Below are 18376 nucleotides of genomic sequence, written 5' to 3'. Positions count from 1 at the left end.
AAACCAACCCGGGATAACCAACTATTTAACTTCCTATGAATTCAATTAAAACAGAAAAGACCTTGTTTGGTCAAACTTCCTCAGGTAAAGAAATATGGTTATTTACCCTGAGCAACAAAAATGGAATGAAAGCAAGTATCACCAATTATGGGGTGACACTTACCCATCTAATCGTTCCAGATCGTAATGGTAAGGATACGGATGTTGTTTTGGGCTTTGATACATTTGAAGGATATCAAAGCGAAGGGTATATGAAGGCCTATTCTTATATGGGAGCTACAGTAGGGAGAGTTTGTAACAGGATAGATGGAGGGAAGTTTAAGTTGAGGGGGGAAAACTACGAGGTGGATAACTCTAAGGGAGGCCATCACCTGCATGGGGGAAAGGAAGGGTTTGACAAGAAAATTTGGACTGCAGAGGAAATTCCAAGTGGTGTAAAGTTCTCTTATTTGAGTCCTGATGGAGAAGAAAATTATCCCGGTAATTTAAAGGTAGAGGTGACTTTTACCTTAGGTGATGATAACAGACTTCTGATCAGTTATGCCGCTGAAACGGATAAAGCTACAGTCGTTAATCTTACCAATCACAGTTATTTTAATTTGTCTGGGGATTTTTCAAAGACCATATTGGAGCATGATCTGAAAGTCAATGCGCCTTTTTATGTTTCAGTCAGGGAAGGCAGTATTCCAACGGGAGAGATTTTGTCTGTAAAAAATACTCCATTTGATTTTCTCAAAACAAGAAAAGTAAAAGAAGGAGTGTTTTCAGATCATCCACAAACACTTATTGGAAATGGGCTGGATCAGACTGTGGTTTTTGATAAAGAACAGCCCAGCTTGGAGCTTTCTGAGCAAGGCTCAGGAATTAAATTGGAACTGGAGAGTTCAGAGCCGGGGATTCAGCTTTATACCGCCAACTATTTTGATGGCACGGTAAAAGGAAAGGGAGTGTATTATCCTCAATATGGGGGGATTGCTCTAGAAACTCAACATTTCCCGGATTCTCCCAATCACGCACACTTTCCAAGTGTGGAATTGCAGCCTGGGGAGAAATTTGCCAGTTACACTTCCCTAAAGTTTTCAGTAATAAAATAATCAATTAAGGATATTAATTTATGAACCCTAAAATCATTGCGTCAAAGTTCACTGAACTTTTTGACAAGGAAGCTATTGTCGTAAAATCTCCGGGAAGGATCAATCTGATCGGAGAACATACAGATTATAACGAGGGATTTGTATTGCCTGCGGCCATCGACAAGGAGATTGTCATTGCAGTGGCGAAGAACGATTCCAGAGAGTGCCATTTGTTTTCTTATGATTTCCAGGAGTCATTGAGCTTCGATTTGGATGATTTTGAACGAATGCAAGGTGGCTGGGGCAACTATGTGATGGGTGTTGTGGCCCAGTTACAACAAGCTGGATATGAACTGGAGGGTTTTGACTTGGTGTTTGGTGGGGATGTTCCGGTAGGTGCCGGTCTGTCTTCATCTGCAGCAGTAGAAAATGGTGTCTGCCTTGCCCTTTCAGAACTATTTGGTTTGAACCTGGAACGCATGGACATGTTGAAGTTTGCCCAGAAGGCAGAGCATGAATTTGCTGGTGTTCAATGTGGTATAATGGATCAGTTTGCTTCTATGATGGGCAAGGATAACCATGCTATCCGCTTGGATTGTAGGTCATTAGAGTACAGTTATTTTCCAATCGACTTAGGCGATTATCAAATCATCCTTTGCGATACCCAAGTAAAACATTCGCTAGCAGATTCAGCCTATAATGATCGTAGAAGAGAATGTCAGGAAGGTGTTGAGGCTGTGCAAAAGCACCATGCAGAGGTGAATAGCTTGCGAGATGTGAGTTTGGATATGCTTGATGAAGCCAAGGAAGATATGAGTGAGCTGGTATATACGCGCAGTAAATATGTTATTGAGGAGAATGAGCGCTTGCTGAAAGGTTGCGAGCTGTTGGAGAAGGGGGATATCAAAGGTTTTGGCCAGCAAATGTATGGTTCCCATGATGGACTTTCCAAAATGTATGAGGTAAGCTGTAAGGAATTAGATTTTCTGGCAGGCTTTTCAAAATCAAGTAAAAGTGTGGCTGGTGCCAGAATGATGGGAGGTGGTTTTGGAGGCTGTACCATTAATTTGGTAGAGAAGTCTGAGAAGGAGGTTTTTGAGAAAGAGATAGCTACAGCTTATCAGGAGGCTTTTGGCAAAGAATTGAAAATCTACGAGGTCAATGTTACTGATGGAACCCGTGTAGTGGCTAATGCCTAATGTTTGGCATATAAAGTTTTACATTAATTGCTAAAGAAAAACTATCAAACCTATTAATACCTAAAACAAATTATGTCTGATTTTAATTTTGAAGACCACAGTCACAGAAGATATAATCCATTTACTGGAGATTGGCTACAGGTTTCACCACACCGAGGAAAACGCCCTTGGCAGGGGCAGGAGGAGAGTACCGCTGAAGACCAGAAATTAAGTTATGATGAGAGCTGTTACCTTTGTCCTACCAATACCAGGGTGAATGGAGAACAAAACCCTAACTATAAGGGTAGCTTTGTTTTTCAGAATGATTTTGGTGCTTTGACGGCTGATATACCTGAGGGAGAAATGTCCGAAGGAGAGTTCTTTAAGGCCAAAAGTGAGAAAGGGATTTGTAAAGTAATTTGTTTTTCCCCTCGCCATGACTTGACCATTCCTGAATTGGATGTGGATGCCATTACCAAAGTGGTAGAACTTTGGAAAAAGGAGTATGAGGAGCTAGGAGAAAAGGACTTTATCAATTATGTGCAGATTTTTGAAAATAAAGGTTCTGTGATGGGCTGCTCCAATCCTCACCCACATGGTCAGATTTGGGCTCAGGAATCAATACCAGTCGAACCATCTAAAAAGCAGCATAAATTTGCCGAGTATTATGGGAAATACGGCAAGAGTATGGTCGTAGATTATATTCAGGAAGAACTGAAAAAGGGTGAACGTATTCTTTTTGAAAATGAATATTTTGTGGGAATGGTGCCATTCTGGGCGGTTTGGCCCTTTGAAGCGATGATTGCACCAAAATCCCATATTGCCTCTTTGGCAGAGATGAATGCTTCCCAAAGAGAAGCGTTGGCAGATGCTTATAGGCAATTGACCATCATGTATGATAATGTATTTAAGGTGTCTTTCCCTTATTCTGCTGGAATCCATCAAGCACCAACCGATGGTAAAGAGCATCCAGAATGGGATTTACATATGGTTTTCTATCCACCTTTATTGCGTTCAGCGACCGTAAAGAAATTTATGGTGGGCTATGAAATGCTGGCTAATCCTCAGAGAGATATCACGGCAGAATCAGCAGTGAAAATCTTGAAGAGCCAGCCTAAGGAGCATTATAAGTTAAGTTAATTATAATTATTGAACCCGCATTCTGCATTAGCCTATCTATTACGACCTGAAACTACTTTAAAATCAGCCGCTTCGCTGCTGTTTTCGATTTCACCATAGCGATGCTATGATTCAATCTCCAAACAGCCTGATTTTCTTGTAGTTTCAGTTCTCATAACGATTCCAAATGCATAAAGCGGGTTGAACCTATTTTACCAAGAAAAATCCAGTGGATTGCCCACTGGATTTTTTTATATATAATATAAGTACTCTAAAACAATCGGTAGTTTTTGACTTGGTCTATAAAATGCACAGCACTGCTGGGGGATAGAATGAGGATAAAGGCAATACCAAACAAGGCCCCATAAAGGTGGGCATCATGGTTAATGCTGTCATTATCCTGTTTGCTTTTAATATAAGAATAGGCCAAGAATATACCGCCTAGGATAAAGCCTGGTAAGCATAAGATGCCAAAAATGCAAATGTCTGACATGGGCACAAGCACGATACTGGCAAAAACTGCCGCTGCAGTTCCGCCCGAAGCGCCTAAAGCTTGATAATGGGGATTGTTTTTCTGTTTCAGGTAGGTAGGAATATCAGCTATAGCAATGGCAGCCAAGTAGAATAACGCAAAAATCATGATACCAGTCATAAGGCCAAATCTATAAGTCAGGTATTGTTCCACCAGACCTCCAAAATAAAAGAAGGTGATCATATTGAATAATAGGTGGATGCCATCTTTATGGATAAATCCTGAGAAAAGGAAACGGTCAAATTGCTTACTTTGACTTATTAGGTAAGGATTGAACATGCTTCTACTAAGAAAAGCAGGTTTTTTCCATGCGTAATAAGAAATCAAGACAGTTATTATGATGATGAATATAGTGGCAGACAATTCCATTATAATATGATTAAGGACAAAAATAAGATCGGGATTTATTGTTCCCGATCTATAAGGTCTTGGGTAAGGCCTTTTAAGGCCGCCAACATTTCCTTATTTGAAATATTAAGATCATCTAATTGGGCGAAGCCTAGGTCAAAATAGGAGGTCATTTTAGTCTCGGCTATAGCTTTGATTCCCAATTTGTCATAGAGTGCAGTTACTTCTTTTACCTTTTGTTCTTTTTCAAAAACTGTTTTAGAAAGCCATTCGTCCAGCCGCTTTTTATCGTCTCCCTGAGCCAATTCTTTGGCTTTGATCAAAAGGAAGGTTTTCTTATTGGCAATGATATCTCCTCCCACTTGCTTACCAAATTTAGCTTTGTCCGCATAGACGTCCAGCAAGTCGTCCTTGAGTTGGAATCCAATGCCAATATTCACACCAAAATCATAGAGGTGCTGGCCGTCTTCTTTGGACGCACCGGCCAGTATGGCTCCAAATTGTAAAGCAAAGCCCAAAAGTACCGCGGTTTTTTGACGGATCATTTCAAGGTATGCTGCTTCGGCCACTTCATCCATGGTTTCAAAGTTCATGTCTCGCTGCTGACCTTCACAAACTTCTCTAGCGGTTTTGTTGAACAGCCTAAGACATTCTCCCAACTTATCTGCAGGTACATCCGCTAAGATTTCATAGGCTTTTACCAGCATGACATCACCTGAAAGAATGGCGGTATTGGTGTTCCATTTTTCATGAACAGTGGTCTTGCCTCTTCTAATAGGGGCTTCGTCCATGATGTCATCGTGCATTAAGGTGAAGTTGTGAAATACTTCCACCGCCATGGCAGGAGTTAAGGCATTTTCATAGTCTTCTTTATATAGGGAATAAGCAAGTAAAGCCAATAAAGGTCTGATACGTTTTCCCCCTAAGCCCATAATATAGGTGATAGGTTCATAAAGCTCTTTAGGGGAGGCTCCATAGGAAAAAGCCTGTAAATGTTCTTCCAGTTTTACCAGTATCTCTTTAGTCAAATCGGTTTTAATCGTTGTCATCTGCAAATTCCAAATCTATGGTTCTTCTATCAATATCCGTGTTGGTGACACGGACCTTCACTTGGTCTCCCAAAGTGATCATTTTTTTGTTTTTTGAGCCGATAAGACGCATGTTCTTCTCATCAAATTCATAATAATCATCACGCAAATCTTGCAGACGAATCATGCCCTCACACTTGGTCTCGGTAATTTCCACAAAGATACCCCATTCTGTGACTCCTGAAATAATTCCCCCATAAGCTTTGTCTTCGGCCAGGGACATAAACTCTACTTGCTTGTATTTAATAGAGGCCCTTTCGGCATCTGAAGCCCTTTTTTCCCTTTCAGAGGAATGGATACATTTGTTTTCCCATTCTTCATGGTCTGGTGACTTTCCACCATCCAGATAGTGCTGTAATAAGCGATGTACCATCATGTCAGGATATCTCCTGATAGGGGAGGTGAAATGGGTATAATGCATAAAGGCCAATCCAAAGTGGCCTTTGGGTTCAGTAGTGTACCTGGCTTTTGCCATGCTTCTGATGGCCAATTGCTCTAAAAGGTTTTGTTCAGGCTTTCCTTCGATTTCCTTCATCAGCTTGTTCAATGTCGAAGAAACATTGCTTTCATCTCCAATGGTAAGTTGATGACCAAATTTTTTGGCAAAATTGGCGAAGGTCTCCAAACGCTCCAGATCAGGGTGGTCGTGAGTACGGTAAACGAAGGTGTCTTTGCCTTTGTTCTTTTTGAAAATAAATTCTGCTACTGCCTTATTGGCCAGGAGCATGTATTCCTCGATCATCTTGTGGATGTCCTTTCGTTCTTTGATGATAAGTCCCAGAGGAGTTCCTTTCTCATCCAGGTTGAATTTTACTTCTACTGTCTCAAAGTTTATAGCGCCATGGGTAAAACGCCTTTTTCTAACCTTTTTGGCAATATTGTTCAAAAGGGTGAGCTCTTCAAAGAAATCTCCGGACTGTTTGTCAATGTTTTCCTGGGCTTCTTCATAGGCGAATCTCCTATCAGAATGAATAATGGTTCTTCCAATCCATTGATCAAGAATATCACCGTTTTGGTTGATTTCAAAAACACAGGAAAAGGTCAGTTTATCTTCATTTGGTCTAAGGGAACAAAGTCCATTGCTCAGTCTTTCAGGTAGCATGGGGATGGTCCTGTCTACCAAGTAAACAGAAGTGGCCCTGTCATAAGCTTCTTTTTCCAAAAGTGTCTTTGGTTTTACATAGTGAGTGACGTCTGCTATGTGCACTCCCAGCTCAATGTTTCCATTTTCCAAAGGCCTGTAGGAGATGGCATCATCAAAATCTTTGGCATCCACTGGGTCAATGGTAAAGGTGGTTACCTCCCTAAAGTCCTTTCTAAGCTTGATCTCAGATTTGGAGATGTTTTCAGGGATGGCTTCTGCTGCAGCTTCCACTTCCTCGGGGTATTCAAATGGAAGACCAAACTCAGCCATAATGGAGTGGATTTCCACTTCATGGTCCCCCGCTTTTCCCAGTACTTGTGTGACAATACCTGTTGGGTTTTTGTCTTCTTCCCTCCATTCAGTCATTTTTACCACTACCTTTTGGTTGTGCTCAGCACCGTTGAGGTCACTTTTCTTGATGAAGATATCATGGTGCATCTTCTTGAAATCGGGCACTACAAAAGCAAATCTTGGAGAGATTTCCACTTTTCCCACAAACTCTTCACGCGCCCTTTTTACGATTTCCAGTACTTTGCCCTCACGTTTTTGGCCATGGCGTTTATTCGGGTAAACCATTACCCTCACCTTATCATCATCCAAGGCATTTTTCATGTCTCCGGCTTTCACTAAGATGTCCTCTTCGTGCTCCCCTTTATTGTCAGGAACGATGAAAGCAAAACGGGGATTGACATAATCCACGGTACCTTCAATAAAATCGGGTTCCTTTGTGGAGGAGTAGTGATTCCTTGGGTTCTTAGAAACAGAACCTCCTGCAACTAATTTATTCAACACGGGCTCTACGCCACCTTTGGTGACGGCATCCCTGATGGCTAGTTTCTTAATGATCTGCTTTGAGGAATATTCTTCTCCATAATGGTTGTCCAAAAAGTTCAGGATACGTTCTGCCAATTGGGCAGAATTCATTTGCTTGCTTCCTTGCTTTTTTCCTCGTGAATGTTTTTTTGATCTTTTGCTCATAAAAATTTAATGTTTTCTGTTGCAGCCTGCGTGCTGCTGATTTTTTTAAAATGTGTGGGTTTTGGGTGATTGGTTTTCATGCTTTTGTCAGGCTAGCCGCAGTTTCTTTAATAATACTATTAAAAAACTGAAAGGGTTTACAAAGTAACTCAAAACTTATCAATTGATTTTCTGATTTTCATCCAAGTTGATGATTTTTATATCCATTTGACTTGGTAAGCCTTGGTATGCTAAATATATTCTTGCGGTAACCTCTACATCTTTTAAGCAATATTTTCTGATACTTGACAGGTCGTCATGGTGATAATAATACATATTGACTTCAGCTCCATTGATATCGTCTTTAGAGCTTGGTATGTCAAATAGCGTAGCTAATAGTTCTAAGCGGGTGTAGTGTTTGTAATCTCCGAATTTCCAAAGTTCCAAGGTGTCCAGGTGATGTATCTCCCAAGGCTTTTTACCGGCCATTTGAAGAACATCAGGAAGGGGGATTCGGTTCACCAGCATTCTCCTGCAAAGGTAAGGAAAGTCAAACTCCTTGCCATTGTGAGCGCATAAGGTCCACTGCTTTTTTTCCAGGATTTCCCTAAAGTTCAGTAGTGTATCATGCTCAAGCTCCTCCGCAATGGACTTGGTTCTGAATTGAAGTTGTTCTTGTTCAGGATCATACAGGAAATAGCCCATGCCTATACAGGCAACTTTACCAAATTCTGCATAAATCCCTGCTTTTTCGAAGTAGCATTTTTCAGAAGTCATATCTTCCTTTGTTTCCAGAAAAGAAGATTTTTTCAGCCATTCTTCTTTTAGTCTGTCTGGAAGTTCCTGTAAGGAAGCTGTTCCGGACACGGTTTCTATGTCCAAAAAAAGGATGTCTCTAATATCACTCAAAAAATCTGCCATAGGCCGTCAAGGATGTAAAACGCCCTCGAGATCCAGGTCAGGAATGTATTGAATATTGTTTTTGTCCATGCTGCCCTCTACGAAGACGAATTTTTTGTCAAATATCTGATCTAAGATATAATAACTTACCCAGAATTCATTGTTGAGGGAGAACAAATTTGGGTCGATGGGTTCAACTTTTGCGATACTTTGGGGGCCAAGTTCCTCGATCATATGTCTCAATGTAGAGGTTTTTTTTTCTTCTCCACCGATCGTGCCATAACCTTTGGAAGTAATCATCAGGTTTTTTAATTCGATCATGTTCAGATTGATGATATATACGCCCCATTCCGTTTGGCCATTTACTTCCTCTTTGGCTATTGCGAGCTTCACTCCCGTTACTGGGTGAAATTTGATGTCTTTTTTCATTTTATGTTCTCTTAATCCTCATTTAAAAGGCTCGGGCTATCAATTTTCCCATTCCATTTCAAAAAGTTCTGCAATGTGATTTTTTACTTTTTCCTTCACCTCGGCTTCATCCACGGCTTTTCCCAGTTCCAGGTGCATGGAAGTTACGGCCTTGTCAGAGATGCCGCATGGGACAATATTGTTAAAGTAGGACAGATCTGCATTTACATTAAAGGCAAAACCATGCATGGTAACCCAGCGGCTGGATTTTACGCCCAAAGCACATATTTTTCTTGGGTTTTCCTGTCTTTCATGATCGAGCCATACACCGGTTAAACCTTCTATCCTTCCAGCGGAGATGCCATAATCGGCAAGGGTCAAAATAATGGCTTCTTCTAAATATCGAAGGTATTTATGAATATCTGTAAAGAAATTGTCCAAATCTAGTAGAGGGTAACCCACCAACTGTCCAGGGCCGTGATAAGTGATGTCTCCCCCCCTGTTGATTTTGTAAAAGGTAGCCTTTTTATCAGCCAGTGCCTGTTCATCCAATAGCAAATGAGAAAGCTCACCGCTTTTCCCTAAGGTGTACACATGAGGGTGCTCTACAAATAGGAGGTAGTTGGGAGTGACCTGCTGCTGTCCAGGGCCATTTTTACGGTTTTGGATTTTTAAGGCCACTGTATCCGCAAAAAGTTCCTCCTGATAATCCCAGGTTTCTTTATAATCTTTTTGGCCCAGGTCTATAAATTTTACTTTTTTATTGATAATTTGATTCACTGTCAATCTTTTAGGTGTTGGTCCTAGGTAACACCGATGATGGTGTTTGGGTTCTTTTTTGATGGTGAGGTGCTCTTTTCCATCATTATTTCACCGAGGAGGAAAATTTTTGTCAAAATTAATAAATTATTTGGTCATGGCACAGCATAATGACACAGGTAGGGAAGCTGAAAAGTTGGCGGCTGATTTTTTGGTATCCAAAGGCTATACGGTCAAAGAACGTAATTACCGGCACAAGTACGCTGAAATAGATTTAATCATGGAATATGGGGGCTTACTTATTTTTGTAGAGGTGAAATTCCGAAGTGGCACTGGCTATGGTTATGCAGAGGAATTTGTGGATTATCGTAAGCGGCAATTGATCTTAAGGGCGGCAGATCATTATATCTATGAAATTGATTGGAAGCAGGACATCCGTTTTGACATTGTAGGGGTGTACCGAGATAAGGAGGGTGTTTTTCGATATAAGCTGTTTGAGGATGCATTTTATTGACCGTTAAGCCTAATTGCTACAGACTTCTTGGGTTTTTGAAAATTAGAGATCCATTTTGGTCCCATTCAGATTTAATGAAAGGTTTAAAACCTTTGGTAAAAGGTTCTTCTTGGTATTGGATTTCCCTTTTGCGGATGGTTTTGCCTCCTTGTGTATTCCAGAATTCTGTCCAAAGTCCTACTTTTTCACCATAGTGGTATTCTCCCTTTACGGCTAATTGTCCATTTTCATAGAAATGAAAGAAGTTACCTTCTTTCAGCTCATACTCGATGGGGATGACTTTTTCCAGCTTCTGTTCTTGTTGGTTATAGTAGCTTACCCTGGAGTCTTTTGGCCAGCCTTCATAATAATGGGATTTATTGGTGAGGATGTTCTTGGTGTTAAAGCTCATCCATCGGCCATGTTTCGTGCCAAAATAATACATGCCTTTTTCTACCACTTGGTCATCAATTCGTTTTTCATAGGGGCCGTGCAGTAAGTATCCCCTGTTTGGGTCAAAACCTGAAGTCCGGATGACTTTATCATCTGTGTCCAACCAATATACATCTCTGATATATGGATCTACTTCCTTGTTGCGGAGGGTATAATTAAATAATTGATATTGTGTTTGTCCTTTGATCTCCGTTCTCAAGAAAGATTTTCTGGTTTTTTCACCAAAGTACACGTTTTTATTTCTTTTCTTTTTCTCTTCCTTCCTTTCTTCTTTTCTTTTGGTATCATCAAAAAGCAAGATAGGGGCATTTGTAGGTAATAGCTCATTTACCACCACTCCTGAAGTGTCCTTTGGAGTAATGGTAGTAAGTGAATCAAAGCTTTGCGCCTTGGTGATTCCTGCAAAGGCTAAAAACCCTATGGCCAATATTATCTTTTTCATAGCTTAATCAGGACAAACTAATGAAGATTTTCTGTCAAAACGAATTTATCTCAAGAATATGTGCTCTAAATAATCGAAAGGTTTAGAATTAACAAGCATAATCCTTAATTTTGCCCAGTTATTGTTGAAGACGCGCTCCAAATGTGATGTTGGAATGGCCAAGAGGCGTTTGTTGGGTGTTTTCGATTTAAATCTGTGACCATAGAATAAACAATTATAAAGCAATGAGCAGTATCTTATCAGACCGTATTAACAATATGGAAGAGTCAGCTACGCTGGCAATGGCCAAAAAAGCCCGTGAGCTTAAAGGTCAAGGAATTGACATCATCAGTTTGAGCTTGGGAGAGCCTGATTTTAAAACGCCACAGCATGTTCAGGATGCTGCTAAGGCCGCTATCGATGAGGGGAAATACTTTTCATATCCTCCCGTAGCAGGGTATCAGGACTTAAGGGAAGCTATTGCCAAAAAGCTGCAAGTTGAGAATAAAATCACAGAAGCGAAGGCAGAGAATATTGTGCTTTCAACTGGTGCCAAGCATTCCATTGCCAATATATTTATGTGTTTGTTGAATGAAGGTGATGAGGTCGTGATTTTCTCTCCATACTGGGTAAGTTATGCTGAAATCATCAAGTTGGCCGGGGGTGTGCCTGTGCTGATTGAAGGTACGCTAGAAAATAACTTCAAAGCTACTGCAGCACAGTTGGAGGAAGCTATTACAGATAAAACGAAAGCAGTTATCTATTCTTCTCCTTGTAATCCTACAGGTTCTGTATTCAGTAAGGAAGAATTGGAGGCCATTGCAGAGGTAGTGAAGAAGCATGATGATGTTTATGTGATTGCTGATGAAATTTACGAATTGATTAACTTCACTGGTCAGCATGCCAGTATGGCAGCCCTTGATGGTATGTATGATAGAACCATTACTGTAAACGGATTCTCTAAAGGTTATGCGATGACCGGATGGAGAGTAGGGTATATCTGTGCTCCTCTTTTCATTGCCAAGGCATGTGAGAAAATCCAAGGTCAGTTTACTTCAGGTGGTACTGGTATCGCTCAGCGAGCTGCTTTGGCGGCAATCACGGGTGATCAGACACCATCTAAGGAAATGGAAAAGGCATATCATGACAGAAGAGCCCTTGTATTGGAATTGTTAAGAGATATACCGGGAATCAAGACGCATGTGCCTGAAGGTGCATTCTATTTCTTCCCTGATGTCACTGCTTTCTTCGGAAAATCAGTGGGGGATCAAAAGATTGAAAATGCAGATGATTTCTGCTTGTACATCCTGAATGAAGCCCACGTATCTTTGGTTACTGGTGCTGCTTTTGGAGCGCCAAATTGTGTGAGACTTTCTTATGCTGCCTCTGAGGCCGAATTGAAGGAGGCTTTGAAGCGGATCAAAGAAGCTGTAGCTAAATTAAGCTAATTCATTAATAGATAAGAAAGGAGCTTGTTTGGGGATCTGTATCCCTGGCAAGCTCTTTTTTCTTTAATTCAACAGAAATATGGCTCAAGTACTTGTTATCACTCCTGTCAAAAACTCCATTGAAACTACGCTGGAAACGGCCAAGGCCATTCAGTCTTCAACGGTTACTGTGGAATATAAGATTTTTAATGATTTCAGTACTGCTGAAACCAAGGCCGAGCTGGATAAATATGCTCCTGAAATGGGGTATAAGGTATTGCATTTGGAGGAGGTGACTGACACGCCATCGCCCAATTACAAGCTGGTACTTCAATTGGCCCAAAAAGAGGCCATAGAGAAAGGTTTGCCCCTGTTGGTAGTAGAGTCTGATGTTACTGTGGAACAGGATACAATAGCCAAAATGTTGGATTTTTACCAACAAAATAAAGCCATTGGACTTATTGGAGCAATTACCGTTGGTAATGATAAAAAGGTAAATTTTCCTTATTTAAAATTCAAAGATGTCAAGGATGAGGTGATAGCTACCAAAAGGAGTTTGAGTTTTTGCTGTACTTTGTTTACAAAAGAGTTTTTGGCCGCATATGATTTTATGGAGTTGGATGATACCAAAGATTGGTACGATACTTTTATTTCCAAAAAGGCGATAGAGCTGGGCTTTAAAAACTATGTTTTGATGACTGCTCCTGTATTACATCAACCACATGGAAGCCGACCTTGGAAGCAGCTCAAATACAAAAATCCCCTGAAATATTATTTCCTGAAATTCTGGAAGGGGCTGGATAAGATTTAATTTTTGTTAAAGAATTTGTCAAATTTCCCTAATGGTTCTTTTAGGGCTAAAGTATCTCTACCAAAGTTTTGGGTTTTATAGCCGTTTTGATGTAATAGGTCGAAGCAGAAATTTAAATCATTTTCTGGCAGATTTTCGTTTTCAAAAATAATTGCATTTGGTTTTGTTTTAGAAATATCAAAAATTTTAATTACTTCAAGATCGAACCCTTCAGCGTCAATTTGTAGGAGGTCAATTTTTGATATATCATACTTTCGAATAAGTGTCTCAGGAGAAATTACAGAAACTTTTTCTGCTACAATTTGCTTATCAGGATCTTCAGGGATTTCAATTCCCAGCTTATTACACCTTTTTTCAACGACTCCTTCAGTGAATTTTTCTCTCACATTTTCATAATTGAAAGAGGCCAATCCTGTTGCCCATCTCATGTTGCAAAATCCAATTTTATATAAGTTCTGCTCACCATCTTCATACCCAATAGCAGCACAAAGTGGGTGTATTTTGGCGTCTTTTTGATATATTTTTGTTAAAAAATCTCTGTAAACATCCGGTTGAGGTTCTAATAAAACACCTGCCCAACGGTCTCTTTTAATGAATTTATGAATTGGGTCATGGGTAATGCCATCATTTGCACCTATTTGTATGACAAAAAAATCGTTGATTTTTGATCTGGAATACAAATCAAGAAAATCAGATAAACTACCGTTTTTGGGGTTGTAAAAATATTTATAGAACCCAATAAATAAAGGGTTGTTTGAAGAACTAAGATAAAATCGAAATGATTTCCAATATTTTTTAAATAAAGGCTTAATTTTGGATTTAAACATCTTTGGGGTTAGTGTGTTAAATGGGCTGCTTCCTATATTATATAACTTCCAAAACTAAATAAATTATTGAGACTATATTGAGTGAGAAATTATTTTTTGTTAAAAATTTAAATTAGTCTTCTATTTGTCGATTTGGAGAATTGTATGAGTAAAAAATTATTGTATACAGTCGTAACAAATAATTATGATAATCTTAAGCCTGTAAAAAAATACAAAGGTTTTGATTTTTGGGTATATACCGATGATGCGAATTTGAATGTTGAAGGATGGGAGACCAAGCTGTTGCCGGTATCCAATGATCCAATTAAGCAGCAGAGGTTGATTAAAATTAATAGTTTTAAGTATTCGGAAGGATATGATTTGTCTATTTATGTAGATGCCAATATTGAGCTTGTTCAAGATCCAAATAATTTTGTCAATGAGCAATTTGAAAAAGGAATGCTTACGAGTATTCATCCTAAAAGGTCTTCGGTAAGAGAAGAGAGCAAGGAGATTTTAAAGAAGCATAAGGATACTTTTGAAAGTGTTCAAGAGACCATAGAATTTGCGAAAAATTTAGGCTTTGATGATCGCATTGGACTTTTTGAAACGATGATCATAATAAGGGATAAATCGGATCAAGTTCAAGTTTTAGAAAAGAAGTGGGCAGAAATTCTAGCTGCATATTCTCATAGGGATCAAATTTCTTTGCCTATAGCGTGCTTTTTAACTGGTGTGAAAATCCACTCCATTCCAAGAAAAACAACTTTTAAGTATATGAAGAGGAATAGGGGGCATAATGTCTCTTTGAAGTTCAAGGATGGGGGAGTAAGGTATATTACAGTTTTTTCGAATTTCAAGAATAGTTTAAAAAAGAAAGTCAAGTTTTTTTTTGGTAAACATTAAGGCGTCAAGGACCGAATTGACTGTTGGTTTTGGTGAATTCCTTGGTGCTAAAAGGGGATGACTATGCTTACTTTTTGATTTAAATTCCTCCATAAAGATTACCAGTGACTGCGGTTTTATTGGTGATAAATATGGAAAGGTCTAAATTAAAGATGGGCTGAGAAAGCATTTTAATCGTTAATTTTTTCTTGCAAAGGAGGAGGTTTTTAAACTGCTCCATCGAAATGTTTACAGATTATTTTAAAATTATTTATTCGCGGTTTCATAAGGGTATAATTGGTTGAATTGGCTTTTTATTGGCAAAAAGTATTGGTTTCTATGTTTAATTGTTAATATTCCGTTAATAAATCAAATAATTCCATGATAATAAGCTTGCTTTATCTGAAAAAATAATTGTACATTTGTTTTGGGTGATTAAGCAACTTTTTCTACTTATGACTTTTAGTGTGTGTAATTGAGTTGGAGGTAATTTTATGGATTACTTTTTATTAGCCTCCGTAATATGAAACTATGGTTTAAAAACAAATACCATCTTGGGGGTTCAGGATGGTATTTATCTTTGGTGGCCAAATTATTCTCTATATGGTTTTTTTAGGATCAACCAATATTTCTGGGGGGATGTGGTTTCAAACTTAAATTTTGTCTACCCTTGTCAGATCAAGCGTAGTTTAAGTAATCAACCTGCCTAGACAGTCAATCGCGTTAAAGGGTAAACAAAGATGTATTAAAAATAAGCATATCCGTGTTCATCTTTATCCATCTGTGGTTATAAATAGCGCAAATCAAAGCTAAAATAGACTGTTTTCTCCCAGCTTTTCGGCTTGGTCCTTTTTTTACAGTTGCATAGTGTAGGTGTATTATAAGTCAAAATGAAAATTATTCATTGCTTGTTTGCTCTTACTTCTTTGTTAACAATAAGTTAATTTTGAGCTTAGCGGAAATGTTTTCGAATTGGTTAAATTGTATTTTGATTTAAAATACGAAGTATCAATGCTCCAATTTATAGCTAGTGGAATCTTTATCTTTTTGATTTATATGCTGGGAATAATGTCTTTTTTCGATTATTCCCAAAAGATGAAAATGATTATGGTCAAAGCATATGTGTGGTCTGGAACCTTGGCCTTAGTAATTACTTTTTTGTACATGCATTTTTTTATACAGTAAGTAAATTGTTTATTCACGGGCAATAAGCTTTCTTTCAAGTAATTTCTGTAGATATCTATGCCCAAATTGTTTTCGTTCAGAAAAGAGGCCTTGTGCTTATTGATTTTTATTATTGCTTTTCAGATTAAGGGAAAGGAAGTATTTGGGCAATCAAAAATTGTGCATGATTCAAACGGTTATGTTATGAAATTTCCAGGATTAATTACTGGAAGGCTTTATACTTCAAGGAAATTTACGGGAGTTAAAATATATGATAAATTAGGGCAGGTTCCTTTTCTACATTATTCACCCAATACCACCCTAAATTTGGGTGTTGGGGCGAGTTATGATGGATTGAATTTGAATTTGGCTTATGGTTTTGGCTTTTTGAATCCAGATATTGGAGAAGGAGAGACTAAGTATTTAGACGCTCAATTACATATGAATCCCAAGGGTTGGGTGGTAGATGGCTACCTTCAGTTTTACAAGGGTTTCCACTTGAGGCCAGAAGGGACCTTTGCTGGAGATGGTCAGGTTTTTTATTATAGGCCAGATATGAAAGTACGGGAAATAGGTGCTTCAGTACAATATTTACTGAATAAAGAAAAGTTTTCGTATAAAGCAGCTTTTTATCAAACGGAGTGGCAACAGAAATCTGCAGGCAGTCCACTTTTGGGTTTGGAAATGTACGGAGGGACCGTGCGAGGGGATAGTTCGTTGATACCTCATCCAGAACTGCTTGATGCAGAAAGGGATTTTTCCAGGGTGAACTTCTTTGAATTTGGACCGAATGTAGGCTATGCTTATACCTTGGTGATCGTCAAACACTTTTTTATCATGGGCTATGCTTCAGCCAGTCCTAGTTTTGGCTTTACACAAATGAAAGGGGATGGAAGGACCATGGCTTGGAGTTTGAATCCCAATTATCTTTTAAAAGGGAGCATAGGATATAATACAAAAAGATGGGCTGTCAATGCTAATTTCATCTATGAGAATGTTAAGTTGGCCAAAGCTAAGGGGTTTAGTACAGAGGTGTTTACAGGTAATGTTAGGGCCAACTTTATTTATCGATTTATTCCTGGGCCAAAAACCAAATCCCTATTAAAGTCTATTCAGCCTGTGTGGTGAATAGTTAGCAAAAAACATTTTTTAGCCGCTGTGCAAATGATTTAAATTTTCTCAACCACTGAAAACTGTCATTTGCCTTCCATGTTTTATTTGCAGCTAGTAAATATATTATTGATTTACTTTGTTAAGTAAGCATAGAGGTGGGCTAAAGGATAGTTGACCTAGATTAGAAGGATTTTCTATAAACTACTAATGAAAAAGCAGACAAAAATCGTTTTGATTTTGGCCATAGGCCTGGTGATTGCCATTATATTTTTATATCCAAGGATGAATTGGGACAATAGCGCACGTGTACCCTCCAGCATTGAGGCAAAAGCAAATGGGACCTCCTTAGGAGATCTCTTGCCTGTGGATGTTATGGAGATTAAGACAGCGCGCTTAGAGAATAATTTGAAAGTTACCGGAAATGTCCTTCCAAATGAGTCTGTGGAATTGAGACCTGAAATCAGTGGATTGGTCGAGTCGATTAATTTTGATGAGGGACAGTTCGTAAAGAAAGGTACTCCGCTTGTTTATTTAAATGATGATGAGTTGAGTGCTCAATTGGATAAATTGGAGTTTACCAAGAAGCTTTATGAAGGGCAAGAAAACCGTCAGAAGCAGCTGTTAGAGCGAGAAGCCATCAGTCAGGAAGAGTATGATGTGATTTTGAACCAATATAATACCACATTGGCGGATATCCGTCTTGTCAAGGCCCAACTGGACAAAATGGTAATTCGGGCGCCATTTGATGGGGTTTTAGGTTTGAGGAGGATTTCGGTAGGGTCTGTCATTGGTAGTGCAGATGTCATTGCTAATATTGTCAATATTGACCCCATAAAGATTGAATTTTCTATTCCGGAACGGTATGCTAACCAAGTAACAATTGGTTCTACCATTCAGTTTTCGAATAATGAATCCCAAGGAATGGAAAGTGGAAAGGTATATGCTTATGAGCCGATTATTGATGCCAATACCAGGACCTTAAAGTTAAGGGCGATAAGTCCCAATAAGGAACGAAAGTTTTTGCCCGGGATGTTTGTGGGAATTCAGTTTAACTTAGATGTAGAAGAAGAAGCTATTTTGGTGCCTTCCGAGGCTTTGATTCCAGAATTGGAAGGGTATAAGCTCTATTTGGCCAACAAGGACGGGGTTGTAATGGAGCGCAAGGTCTCCATAGGCATGAGGACAGAAAGAAATGTACAGATCACTGAAGGCCTTGAGCCCGGTGAATTGGTATTGACTACTGGAGTTTTGCAGGTAAAAGATGGTATGAAGGTGAAGATGAATAAAATAAACTGAA

Annotated in this window: 17 protein-coding genes; 9 read left to right on the top strand and 8 right to left on the bottom strand. The window is 39.1% G+C overall.

The genetic code is table 11. The features are described from left to right. Positions 1 to 35 precede the first annotated feature (35 nt). The 3 genes from KZP23_RS03795 to KZP23_RS03785 all read left to right on the top strand — a co-directional run bounded on the left by KZP23_RS03795 (position 36) and on the right by KZP23_RS03785 (position 3391). Positions 36 to 1094, top strand: coding sequence for an aldose epimerase family protein (locus KZP23_RS03795; RefSeq protein ID WP_226334802.1), 1059 nt, complete (start codon positions 36 to 38; stop codon positions 1092 to 1094). A gap of 20 nt (positions 1095 to 1114) precedes the next feature. Beyond that, positions 1115 to 2272 carry a galactokinase gene (locus tag KZP23_RS03790; protein WP_226334801.1) on the top strand — a complete coding sequence of 386 codons (1158 nt, stop codon included), beginning with the start codon at positions 1115 to 1117 and terminating at the stop codon, positions 2270 to 2272. A gap of 72 nt (positions 2273 to 2344) precedes the next feature. Then, positions 2345 to 3391 carry a UDP-glucose--hexose-1-phosphate uridylyltransferase gene (locus tag KZP23_RS03785; RefSeq protein WP_226334800.1) on the top strand — a complete coding sequence of 349 codons (1047 nt, stop codon included), beginning with the start codon at positions 2345 to 2347 and terminating at the stop codon, positions 3389 to 3391. A gap of 250 nt (positions 3392 to 3641) precedes the next feature. On the opposite strand, the gene KZP23_RS03780 is transcribed toward KZP23_RS03785, so the two are convergent. The 6 genes from KZP23_RS03780 to lipB form a co-directional block, all read right to left on the bottom strand. Continuing rightward, a complete protein-coding gene (locus tag KZP23_RS03780; RefSeq protein ID WP_226334799.1) occupies positions 3642 to 4271 on the bottom strand; it encodes a rhomboid family intramembrane serine protease in 630 nt (209 codons plus the stop codon). Positions 4272 to 4306: 35 nt separating this feature from the next. Further along, the gene (locus tag KZP23_RS03775) at positions 4307 to 5299 is read right to left on the bottom strand and encodes a polyprenyl synthetase family protein (RefSeq protein ID WP_226334798.1); all 993 of its coding nucleotides are present in this window, start codon (positions 5297 to 5299) and stop codon (positions 4307 to 4309) included. Next, positions 5286 to 7460, bottom strand: coding sequence for a ribonuclease R (gene rnr, locus KZP23_RS03770; RefSeq protein ID WP_226334797.1), 2175 nt, complete (start codon positions 7458 to 7460; stop codon positions 5286 to 5288). The genes KZP23_RS03775 and rnr overlap by 14 nt, the downstream gene beginning before the upstream one ends. 159 nt (positions 7461 to 7619) lie before the next feature. Beyond that, positions 7620 to 8360, bottom strand: a complete 741-nt coding sequence (locus KZP23_RS03765; RefSeq protein ID WP_226334796.1) for a 3'-5' exonuclease — start codon at positions 8358 to 8360, stop codon at positions 7620 to 7622. Between the two features lie 6 nt (positions 8361 to 8366). Then, the gene (locus KZP23_RS03760; RefSeq protein WP_226334795.1) at positions 8367 to 8768 is read right to left on the bottom strand and encodes a hypothetical protein; all 402 of its coding nucleotides are present in this window, start codon (positions 8766 to 8768) and stop codon (positions 8367 to 8369) included. Between the two features lie 39 nt (positions 8769 to 8807). After that, the gene (gene lipB / locus KZP23_RS03755) at positions 8808 to 9527 is read right to left on the bottom strand and encodes a lipoyl(octanoyl) transferase LipB (protein ID WP_226334794.1); all 720 of its coding nucleotides are present in this window, start codon (positions 9525 to 9527) and stop codon (positions 8808 to 8810) included. 136 nt (positions 9528 to 9663) lie between these two features. On the opposite strand from lipB, the gene KZP23_RS03750 reads away from it, so the two are divergent. Then, positions 9664 to 10020 (top strand): YraN family protein, encoded by a 357-nt coding sequence (locus KZP23_RS03750; RefSeq protein ID WP_226334793.1) that lies wholly within the window; start codon positions 9664 to 9666, stop codon positions 10018 to 10020. Positions 10021 to 10036: 16 nt separating this feature from the next. Here the strand turns inward: KZP23_RS03750 and KZP23_RS03745 are convergent, their stop codons facing one another. Then, a complete protein-coding gene (locus KZP23_RS03745; RefSeq protein WP_226334792.1) occupies positions 10037 to 10894 on the bottom strand; it encodes a toxin-antitoxin system YwqK family antitoxin in 858 nt (285 codons plus the stop codon). Positions 10895 to 11118: 224 nt separating this feature from the next. Here KZP23_RS03745 and KZP23_RS03740 point away from each other — a divergent pair, with 224 nt between their 5' ends. Further along, positions 11119 to 12321 (top strand): pyridoxal phosphate-dependent aminotransferase, encoded by a 1203-nt coding sequence (locus KZP23_RS03740; RefSeq protein ID WP_226334791.1) that lies wholly within the window; start codon positions 11119 to 11121, stop codon positions 12319 to 12321. Between the two features lie 79 nt (positions 12322 to 12400). Further along, a complete protein-coding gene (locus tag KZP23_RS03735; RefSeq protein WP_226334790.1) occupies positions 12401 to 13111 on the top strand; it encodes a glycosyltransferase family 2 protein in 711 nt (236 codons plus the stop codon). Here the strand turns inward: KZP23_RS03735 and KZP23_RS03730 are convergent. Further along, entirely contained in the window at positions 13108 to 13938 is an 831-nt protein-coding gene (locus KZP23_RS03730; protein ID WP_226334789.1) for an FkbM family methyltransferase, read from the bottom strand. The genes KZP23_RS03735 and KZP23_RS03730 overlap by 4 nt on opposite strands. A 144-nt stretch (positions 13939 to 14082) precedes the next feature. On the opposite strand from KZP23_RS03730, the gene KZP23_RS03725 reads away from it, so the two are divergent. The 3 genes from KZP23_RS03725 to KZP23_RS03715 all read left to right on the top strand — a co-directional run bounded on the left by KZP23_RS03725 (position 14083) and on the right by KZP23_RS03715 (position 18375). Then, on the top strand, positions 14083 to 14823 hold the full coding sequence (locus KZP23_RS03725; protein ID WP_226334788.1) for a glycosyltransferase domain-containing protein: 741 nt from the start codon (positions 14083 to 14085) through the stop codon (positions 14821 to 14823). Positions 14824 to 16170: 1347 nt separating this feature from the next. After that, positions 16171 to 17094 (top strand): DUF4421 domain-containing protein, encoded by a 924-nt coding sequence (locus KZP23_RS03720; protein WP_262904781.1) that lies wholly within the window; start codon positions 16171 to 16173, stop codon positions 17092 to 17094. A gap of 192 nt (positions 17095 to 17286) precedes the next feature. Continuing rightward, on the top strand, positions 17287 to 18375 hold the full coding sequence (locus KZP23_RS03715) for an efflux RND transporter periplasmic adaptor subunit (protein ID WP_226334786.1): 1089 nt from the start codon (positions 17287 to 17289) through the stop codon (positions 18373 to 18375). Position 18376 lies beyond the last annotated feature (1 nt).

It is taken from the genome of Echinicola marina (genome assembly GCF_020463795.1).
Classification (GTDB): Bacteria; Bacteroidota; Bacteroidia; order Cytophagales; family Cyclobacteriaceae; genus Echinicola; species Echinicola marina.
The sequence above is the reverse complement of the archived record's forward strand: the minus strand, read 5'-3'. Positions and strand labels throughout refer to the sequence as shown.